General features: G+C 63.4%; 9 protein-coding genes. 5 read left to right on the forward strand and 4 right to left on the reverse strand.

The annotated features are described in order from the left end of the window. On the reverse strand, window positions 1-556 hold a 556-nt coding region (locus tag ACTS2Z_RS07055; RefSeq protein WP_442572515.1), incomplete at its 3' end, for a M48 family metalloprotease. Window positions 557-727: 171 nt separating this feature from the next. Between ACTS2Z_RS07055 and ACTS2Z_RS07060 the strand changes: the two genes are divergently transcribed. The 4 genes from ACTS2Z_RS07060 to phhA all read left to right on the forward strand — a co-directional run bounded on the left by ACTS2Z_RS07060 (window position 728) and on the right by phhA (window position 6,694). Then, window positions 728-2,737, forward strand: coding sequence for an AsmA family protein (locus ACTS2Z_RS07060; protein WP_442572516.1), 2,010 nt, complete (start codon window positions 728-730; stop codon window positions 2,735-2,737). A 111-nt stretch (window positions 2,738-2,848) separates the two neighbouring features. Next, entirely contained in the window at window positions 2,849-4,621 is a 1,773-nt protein-coding gene (ggt, locus tag ACTS2Z_RS07065) for a gamma-glutamyltransferase (RefSeq protein WP_442572517.1), read from the forward strand. Between the two features lie 106 nt (window positions 4,622-4,727). After that, complete coding sequence (locus tag ACTS2Z_RS07070) at window positions 4,728-5,714, forward strand: beta/gamma crystallin-related protein (protein ID WP_442572518.1); 987 nt, start codon at window positions 4,728-4,730, stop codon at window positions 5,712-5,714. A gap of 95 nt (window positions 5,715-5,809) precedes the next feature. Then, the gene (gene phhA, locus ACTS2Z_RS07075; protein WP_442572519.1) at window positions 5,810-6,694 is read left to right on the forward strand and encodes a phenylalanine 4-monooxygenase; all 885 of its coding nucleotides are present in this window, start codon (window positions 5,810-5,812) and stop codon (window positions 6,692-6,694) included. 6 nt (window positions 6,695-6,700) lie between these two features. Here the strand turns inward: phhA and ACTS2Z_RS07080 are convergent, their stop codons facing one another. The 3 genes from ACTS2Z_RS07080 to ACTS2Z_RS07090 form a co-directional block, all read right to left on the reverse strand. Next, window positions 6,701-6,895, reverse strand: coding sequence for a helix-turn-helix transcriptional regulator (locus ACTS2Z_RS07080; protein ID WP_442572520.1), 195 nt, complete (start codon window positions 6,893-6,895; stop codon window positions 6,701-6,703). Window positions 6,896-6,904: 9 nt separating this feature from the next. Then, entirely contained in the window at window positions 6,905-7,309 is a 405-nt protein-coding gene (locus tag ACTS2Z_RS07085) for a hypothetical protein (protein WP_442572521.1), read from the reverse strand. A 111-nt stretch (window positions 7,310-7,420) separates the two neighbouring features. After that, on the reverse strand, window positions 7,421-7,876 hold the full coding sequence (locus tag ACTS2Z_RS07090; RefSeq protein WP_442572522.1) for an Lrp/AsnC family transcriptional regulator: 456 nt from the start codon (window positions 7,874-7,876) through the stop codon (window positions 7,421-7,423). A gap of 108 nt (window positions 7,877-7,984) precedes the next feature. On the opposite strand from ACTS2Z_RS07090, the gene ACTS2Z_RS07095 reads away from it, so the two are divergent. Continuing rightward, window positions 7,985-9,064 (forward strand): aminotransferase class V-fold PLP-dependent enzyme (locus tag ACTS2Z_RS07095; protein WP_442572523.1); only part of this gene is annotated, 1,080 nt, incomplete at its 3' end.

The raw sequence follows: 9,064 nt of genomic DNA on the forward strand, positions 1-9,064 counted from the left end.
TGCCGGAATTTTCCACGCCGCCCTGATCGAGCGCGACGGCAGCAAGGCTGGCGCCGAGGCCGGCAGCCATTTGCTGGGAGGCACGCTCCTGCGCATGGCGCCCGGCCACGTGACCCGCCTCATGGCCCATCACGGTGGCAAGCTGGTCGTCATTGCCCACGACATCGAGAAGGCCGGAATAGATGGCAACCTTGCCGTTGGGCAGCACCCAGGCATTGATCTGGTCATTTTCGAAGACGACATATTCCCAGTCATACTGGGTGAGGCCAGAGCCTTGCGCGATGCGGTCGCCGACACGTTCCACCTGACGGCGTTTGCCGGCATCGCGGCTGACGCGCTCCTGCTGCAGCGATTGCTGCCAGGTGCGCTGTGACAGCTCGGCAATCTGCGCATCGGAGACGAGCATGAGCTGGCTGCGTCCCAGCGACTCGTTATGCGCGGTGCACCCCGCCACAAGCGGCACGACTGTGCCCACGGCCAGCCCCAGCAACAGTTCACGCCGGTCCATCTTCACCACCGGCAAGCGGCCGGCAGGCGTATCTACAAGCTCAGTCATGTCAGAGGCTCCCCTAATGAGTGTGCACGCCAGCGCGCAGCGGACTGCTCAGCTTTACGGCCAGAATTGAACTTGCAGGCCATGGAAACTGTTGCATGAGGAAGTTAAACATAATCACCGGGGCGACGGAACTGCCGCTTTGCCCTCATGCCACGATCCGGGAGTCATGCCATGCGCCGCCTGCTCGTCATCCTTCTGGTCCTCGCCGGTCTTGCCGTCGCGGCGGCCCTTCTGGCACCGCTCCTGTTTTCACCGGAAAACTGGCGCGGCGAGATCGAGCAGCGCGCCAGCCAGGAGCTGGGACGCGAGGTAAGCCTCAATGGCGATATCGCGCTCTCTGTACTGCCCAGCATCCAGATCCGCGCCGCTGACGCCTCCATCGGCAACGCAGACGGGTTTGGCGAGGAGCCCTTCGCAGAGCTGGGCGAGTTGCGTCTCGGTCTGGCGCTCTGGCCGCTCTTTTCGAGCCGCGTGGAGGTGAGCGAGTTCGTCCTCGTCGATCCCGTCATCCGGCTGCGCCAGAATGCAGGCGGCAATAACTGGACCTTTGCGTCCGCTGAAGCCGCCGCCTCGCCTGAGAGCGCGGGCGCAAACGAGGGCTTCCGCCGGCCGGGAGCGCTGCCGCTGGATGGCAGCTTTTCCAATATCCGCATCGAGAACGGTCAGCTGAGCTATTCCGATGGCAGCGAGACATGGGAGGTCTCCAGCCTCAATCTCGCCTTGCAGGCAGCCAATCTTGATGGCGAGGCCCAGCTTTCCGGCGATTTTGTACTGGAAGGCGAAACGATCAATCTGACAGCCGTGCTGGGCGCGGTACGGCCCTTCATGGAGGGACGCGAAACGCCGATCAGCCTGGAGATCACGTCATCGCCTCTGACGTTGAGCTTCGACGGCAATGCCCTCGAAAGCGCGCATTTCGATCTGGCAGGCAATGCCAGTATCGAGGCTGATCTGCCGGGCCTTGCCCGCCTTGCCGGACAATCCTTGCCGGAGAGCTCGGCCCTGCGCCGCGCATCGGCCTCGGGCCGGTTCACCAGCCTGCCCGGCCGCCTGCAGTTTGAAGACGCCCGCTTCACCCTTGATGACATCACGGCAACCGGCGCCCTTACCGCCCAGACCGACCGGGAGCGCCCCTTCCTGACCGGACAGCTCGCGATACCTGTGCTGGACCTCAATCCCTACATGCCCGAGGAGGAGGCAGGCACGGCCCCGTCCGGACAGACCGAATGGAGCACCGAGGAGATTGACCTTGCCGCGCTGCGTCTGGTCGATGCTGATTTGCGCCTGTCTGCGGGCCAGCTGATCTTCGGCGAGATTGAGGTCAGCGAGGCTGATTTGCGCGTGCAGCTGGCCAATGGCCGTCTGGTCGCAGACCTTTCGCGCTTCGGCCTGTATGGCGGTGCAGGGTCGGGCCAGCTCGTCGTGAATGCCCGCAACGCGACGCTGAGCTACACGCTGAATGCGCGGCTCGACGGCTTGCAGACCCAGCCTTTCCTCGGCGCGGCAGCGGATTTCTCGGCCCTGCGCGGGCTTGGCAATTTCACCATCGACCTTGCCAGCTCCGGTGCCAGCACGGCGGCGATCATGCAGTCGCTTACAGGCAACGGGAATTTGCGCCTGACCGACGGGGCCATCGAAGGCTTCAACCTCGCCCAGATACTGCGCGGCGTGCAGAACGCCATCGCCACGCGCCAGCTGCCGCAAGGCTTTGGCGAGGCCGAGGAGACCGATTTCAGCGAGCTAGGCGGCAGCTTTGCCATCCGAAACGGCGTGCTGACCAATGATGACCTCTCCATGCTGAGCCCGCTTCTGCGGGTGACCGGAGCAGGCGAGTTCAACCTTGCCGAACAGTCGATGAATTACCGCATCTCGCCGCGCGCCGTTGCCTCGCTCGCCGGGCAAGGCGGGACACCGGAGCTCAATGGCATTGCTGTTCCGGTGCGGCTGACGGGCAGTTTCGCCAACCCGTCCTTCAGTATCGATTTCGAGGCGGTCGCACGCGAGCTTGCGCGCGGTCAGGCGCGCGGCCTGATCGACAGGCTCCTGCCCGGACAGCAGCCCGTTGGTGAAGGCGAGGAAGGCGAGGATCAACCCGCCCAGCCGACACCGGCAGACCTGCTTCGCGGCCTGCTGGACCGCCAGCGCCGCAGCGGCAATGATGAGCAGAACGAGGGCGGCTGACGTCACACCCGTGTGATTGGTTCAGGGTTTTCCTTGCCTTGATGCAGGGGGCGTTCAAGATATGACCCAAGTACGCCCCCGATAGAAGTGAGGGGCCCCAAGGGGAGTATCATGAAAACTTTCAATGCACTGCTGGCCGCAGGAGCCGCCATGGCCATTTCCTTTTCGCTGCCTCCGAGCGCCGCGCAGACCTTCTATCCCGGCGACCGGATCACGGGTGACCATTATGCGGGCCGCTCGCCCATCCAGGCGGTCAATGGCGCGACCGCATCGGCCCAGCCGCTGGCGAGCATGGTCGGCATCGACATTCTGAAAGCCGGCGGCAATGCCGTGGACGCGGCGATTGCGATGAATGCCGTGCTCGGCCTGATGGAGCCGACCGGCAATGGCATTGGCGGCGACATTTTCGTGCTCGTCTATGACCCCGAAACCCAGCAGGTCTATGGCCTCAACGGGGCGGGCCGTTCGCCCATGGGGCTCGATATCGAGACGGTGCGCGCAAACCTGACGCCCGAAGGCACCATTCCCCCGGTCGGTCCCCTGCCCGTCTCGGTGCCCGGCGCGGTCGATGGCTGGTTCACCCTGCATGAGCGCTTCGGCCGCCTGCCGATGGAAGAGGTTCTCGCGCCTGCCATCCGCTACGCCGAGGAAGGCTTCCCCGTCAGCCAGACGATTGCCTATTACTGGGACCGCAACATGCGCATCCTGCAGGCGCGCCATGATGCCGGCGCGTTCAGCGAGTTCGACAATGCCCGCGCCACCTATCTGAATGCAGACGGGCAAGCACCGGCAGAAGGCGAGATTTTCCGTAATCCCGACCTTGCCCGCACCTATCGCCTGCTGGCTGACGAGGGCCGCGATGCCTTCTATGAAGGCGAGATTGCCCGCACGATGGACGCCTATATGCGCCGGATCGGCGGCTGGCTGCGCTACGAGGATTTTGCGGCCCACACTTCCGAATGGGTTGACCCGGTCACGGTCAATTACCGTGGCTATGATGTCTGGCAGATACCGCCGCAGGGTCAGGGCATGACCGTTTTGCAAATGCTCAATATCCTCGAGGGCTATGATCTCGCCTCGATGGGCTTCATGAGCGCCGACACGTTGCACGTGATGATCGAGGCCAAGCGCCTCGCCTTCGAGGACCGCGCGCGCTTCTATGCCGACCCCGCCTATCAGCCGGCACCGGTCGACTGGCTCCTGTCGGAGGAATATGCCGACGAGCGCCGCGCGCTCATCTCCATGGACCGGGCCATGGAACAGGTAGGCCCCGGCGAGCCGGAGCAATTGCGCGACAATGACACCACCTATCTGACGGCTGCCGATTCCAGCGGCATGATGGTGTCCCTCATCCAGTCGAACTATCGCGGCATGGGCGCGGGTATCGTGCCGGACGGCCTGGGCTTCATGTTCCAGAACCGCGGCGAGATGTTCTCGATGGATGACGACCATCCCAATGTCTACGAGCCGGGCAAGCGCCCCTTCCACACCATCATTCCCGGCATGGTGACCTATGAGGGACAGGGCTTCCTCAGCTTCGGCGTGATGGGCGGCGGCATGCAGCCGCAAGGCCATGTCCAGGTCCTCACCAACATGATCGATTTCGGACTGAACCCGCAGCAGGCCGGCGACAATGCGCGCTGGCGCCATGAAGGCTCGACCGAACCGACCGATGGCCTCGGCACGCCCGCAGGCATGGGCGTGGTCCATCTGGAGAGCGGTGTGCCGCAAGAGGTGCGCGACGAGCTGGAGCGGCGCGGCCACGTGCTCGGTGCCAGCGATGGCGGTTTTGGCGGCTATCAGGCTATCCGGCGTGATCCGGTCACCGGCGTACTGTCGGCAGCGTCCGAAATGCGTACTGACGGAGCGGCGCAAGGCTACTAGGCTTCGCGGCGTTCATGAATGAAGGCCGGCACCGGCCTTCATCGGGGGTTCAGGGTGGCGGGTCCAGTCTCGCCACACTGGACAGGCTGGACAAGGATTGGTCGTCATGAAGCATTTTGGAAAATCGCTCGCCGCCCTTGGTGCTGCAGCACTTTCGTTTGTCATGCTCCCGCAGGACGCAGAGGCCCAGCGCGGGCGTCCGGGCGGCGGCACGCCGGTTATCGAGTTCTTTGAAGGCCCGAACTTCACCGGACGTTCGGTGCGCATTGATGGCGAAGCGCCGGACTTCCGCCGGATAAACTTCAACGACATGCCCGGCTCGTTCCGCATTGAGCGCAGCTACTGGGAATTGTGCTTCGACATCAATTACCGCAGCCGCTGCCAGATCTTCTGGGAAGATGCGCCGCAACTGACCGGCGGGTGGAACCGCCAGATCAGCTCGGCGCGCCCGATCGAGTTCCGCCGGGGCGGACGCGAAGCGCTGATGATGTTCAGCGAGCCGAACTTTGGCGGCGAAGCCCGGATGATCATCGCCAATACCGACAATTTCAATTCCATACAGTTCAATGACCGGGCGCGTTCGCTGCGGGTTCTGGGCGGCGACTGGATTGTCTGCGAGCACGCCAACTTTGCCGGGCGCTGCGAGACGCTGGACAACGAGGTGTCAGACCTGCGCCGGCTCGGGCTGGACCGGACGATCAGCTCGGCCTCGCCGACCTCGCAATACAACCCGCCTGCCCCGTCCAATCCGGGCTATGGCCCCGGTCCGGGCTACAACCCCAATCCGGGCTATTATGATGGTACCGGCAACCATCTGCGTCCGGGATCGGTATTTGGCGGCACGCGCGGTGCGCAGAGCACCTACTACGCCAGTCCTCGCGTCAGCGGCGCTCCTGTGGCGCGCTGCATGAGCAGCTTCGACCAGCGCGCCTGCGATCAGGTGACGGCGGATGCCCTGTGCCGGGCGGAAGGCTTCCGGGGCGCAGCCTTCTTCGCCATCACCGAGCAGGGCCGTGGCAATCACTACTTCATCGGTGATGGCCGGACCGGCTTCTCCAGCGGTGCGCTGTCGGACGTTCTCTGCATCCGCTAGCTGACACAATTTACCACAATGCAGTGCGGCCCCTCGCGCCAGCGGGGGGCCGTGCTCTATTGTGGCGCCGTCAAAAGCCGATTCCGGAGCGAGCCATGCCTGTCCAGGATCCCGTCGTCGCCGAACAGACCCCCGCTGCCGATCACACGATCGACCAGTGCTGGGACCGCTACACGCCGGAAGAACACGGTGTCTGGGACACGCTCTATGCCCGGCAGATGAAAGTGCTGCAGGGGCGCGCCGCGCCGGAGCACTTCAAGGGCCTCGAACTCCTGAAGCTCGATGAGGGCGGCATTCCCGACTTCCGGCGGATGAATGAGCGCCTCTACAAGCTGACCGGATGGGAAGTCGTGGCCGTGCACGGCCTGATCCCGAACGATGTCTTCTTCGACCATCTGGCAAACCGGCGTTTCGTCGCCGGGCGCTTCATCCGCGATGCGGACAAGCTGGATTATCTGCCGGAGCCGGACATTTTCCACGACGTGTTCGGCCACGTGCCCCTGCTGACCCAGCCTGTCTTTGCCGACTACATGGAAGCCTATGGGCGCGGCGGTGCGAAAGCGGCCCGTCACGGCATGATCGAGAACCTGACGCGGCTCTACTGGTACACCGTCGAGTTCGGCCTCATCAATACGCCCGAGGGCCAGCGGATTTACGGGGCGGGGATTGTCTCCAGCCAGTCGGAGTCGATCTTTGCGCTGGAAGGCAAATCTCCCAACCGGGTCCATTTCGACCTCGAGCGGGTCATGCGCACCGACTATCGCTATGACGATTTCCAGCAGACCTATTTTGTCATCGATTCCTATGAGGAGTTGATGGAGGCGACCGCCGGCCAGGATTTCGATCCCATCTATGCCCGGCTGAAGGGTCAGGATGATTTCAAGGCCAGCGACATCGCGCCCGGCGACAAGGTCTACAGCGAAGGCAGCCAGGCCTATGCAAAGGCAGGCGGCCTTGCCAAAGGGGCCAAATGGTCCTGAGGCCCATTAGTCTTTCGGATCAAAGATATCCTCGATTTTCAGGCCGAACACTTCCGCGAGCGTGAAGGCCAGCGGCAGTGACGGGTCAAACTTGCCCGTCTCCACCGCGTTGATCGCCTGACGCGATACTTTCGCACGTTCAGCCAGCTCGGCCTGACTCCAGTTGCGTTCTGCGCGCAGAACCTTCAGCCGGTTCTTCATCACCAACCCCTAGCGGTAACGCTGGCGCACGATGCAGGCGGCAAGCCCCTGCACCATCACCAGCGAGGGAAGAACCCAGATCAGCCCGATATCGGGCAGCGTTTCCACGGCGCCCTGGGCAAAGGCGTAGGCAAAGCTGATGAAGCCCACGATCCCGACCGACCAGAGATTGGCTTCGGCGATTACCGCCCGGTTGAACTCGTCGAGGGCACGGTAAAACGTGATGAAGGTGTGCAGGCCGTAAAGCGCAGGGAAGACGGGCAGGATGGCGATGATGGCCCGGAGCCAGGCTTCGTCCGCCATGCCGCCCCGCAAGACGGTGACGGAGACAAAGAGCACCAGGCAGTAGGCCACCATGGAAAGAAACAGATGCAGCGTGTAGCGGCGGGACGGGTTTTGCGGTTCGAGTGTCATAGGGCCTCCATGTGGAAGGTGTAGCGGTCAATTTGTCAGCTTAACCTGACACTGGCCTTCGAGATTGTCAACTTCACCTGACATTTGGTCGCGTTAAGCTGACCAGCGAGGCTATACGGGCATTTCCGTCGTGTTCTTGATCGCTTCCATGGCGAAGCTGGCGCTGACATCGGAGAGCGGGGCTATGGCGATGAGCTTCTTGTAGAAGGCGTCGTAGTCGGCGATTTCCGGCAGCGCGATCTTGATGAGGTAATCCACCTCGCCGCTCATCCGGTAGAATTCGATGACTTCCGGCAGGCGCGCCACGCCCTTCGAGAACCGGTCCAGCCACTCAGCGTCATGGCGGCTGGTCTTGACGAATATGAACAAGGTGGCACGAAGGCCGAGACCCTCCTGATCGAGAAGGGCGACGCGCGCGCGGATCAGGCCCGCCTCCTCCATCCGCTTGATGCGCCGGTTGACCGGCGTGGCGCTGAGGCCCACCGCGTCGGCAATCTCCTGCACGGTCTGGCTGGCATTGGCCTGCAACAGGCGCAGTATCTTGCGGTCGTGATCGTCAAGCTCCACGAAATGCTCCTTATCTGGTGATTTTCACCACCATAATGCGTCATTGGCGCGGAAATAAGTGAAAAACGCCTCCCGAAGCGTGATTTCATAATCGCAGGAGGAGGCTTCATGGTCGCGACAGATATGACGGACATCGAGACGTTGCGGGACGGGTTGATCGCCCGACACGCGCTTTTGCAAACGCCCTTTGGCGAGCGTCCGCTTATCTATGCCGACTATACCGCCTCCGGCCGCGCCCATCGCGCGGTGGAAAACGAGATTTCCGCGCTCCATACCCTCCTCGCCAATCCGCATACCGAAGACAGCGCCACGGGGCGTGCCTCCAATGCGTGGCTGAAAGAGGCCGAGACCACCATCAAGCGCGCGGTCAATGCCGGTCCGGGTGATGCCCTTATCCCCTGTGGCACGGGCGCGACGGCGGCCATCCACAAATTGCAGGAAATCCTCGGCCTGGCCTGCCCGCCTGCCAGTCTTGCCCGCATGAGCGAGGCTGTATGTTCCGCGCTGGGCGCCGAGGCGAAGGCTGCGCTCGATGCCCATATGGCAGCGACACGCCCGGTCGTGTTCGTCGGTCCCTACGAGCACCATTCCAACGAGCTGAGCTGGCGCGAAAGCGCGGCTGAAGTGGTCCGGGTGAAGCTCTGCCCCGATGGCGGGATTGATTTTGCCGCGCTGGAAGCCCTGCTCAAGGCACCGCAATGGCAGGGGCGCCAGCGTATCGGTGCCTTCTCGGCAGCGTCGAACGTCACCGGCCTTGTCACCGATGTGCGCCGGCTTGCCCGCCTGCTCCACGCGCATGACGCCATACTGGCGCTCGATTGCGCCGCCTCTGCGCCCTACCTCGCCATCGACATGCATCCCGAAGGTGATCCGGACGCCTGTATCGACGCGATCTCCTTCTCGCCCCATAAATTTGTTGGTGGCCCCGGATCGTGCGGGCTTCTGGTGTTCAATACCAGGCTCTACCGGCGTGAATTGCCGCCCACCTGCTCTGCCGGCGGAACGGTGCGCTATGTCTGGGAGGGCGGGCACGACTTCCTCGAGGATGTCGAGGCGCGCGAGAAGGCCGGCACGCCGGGCCTGCCCCAGCTTGTCCGCGCCGCGCTGGCGCTGAACCTGCGCGATGAGCTGGGAACGGACCGCCTGCACACGATCGAGCAGGCCAATCTGGAACGCGCCTTCGCCGTC

Origin of the sequence: Glycocaulis sp., assembly GCF_052168375.1 — a bacterium.
GTDB lineage: Bacteria > Pseudomonadota > Alphaproteobacteria > Caulobacterales > Maricaulaceae > Glycocaulis.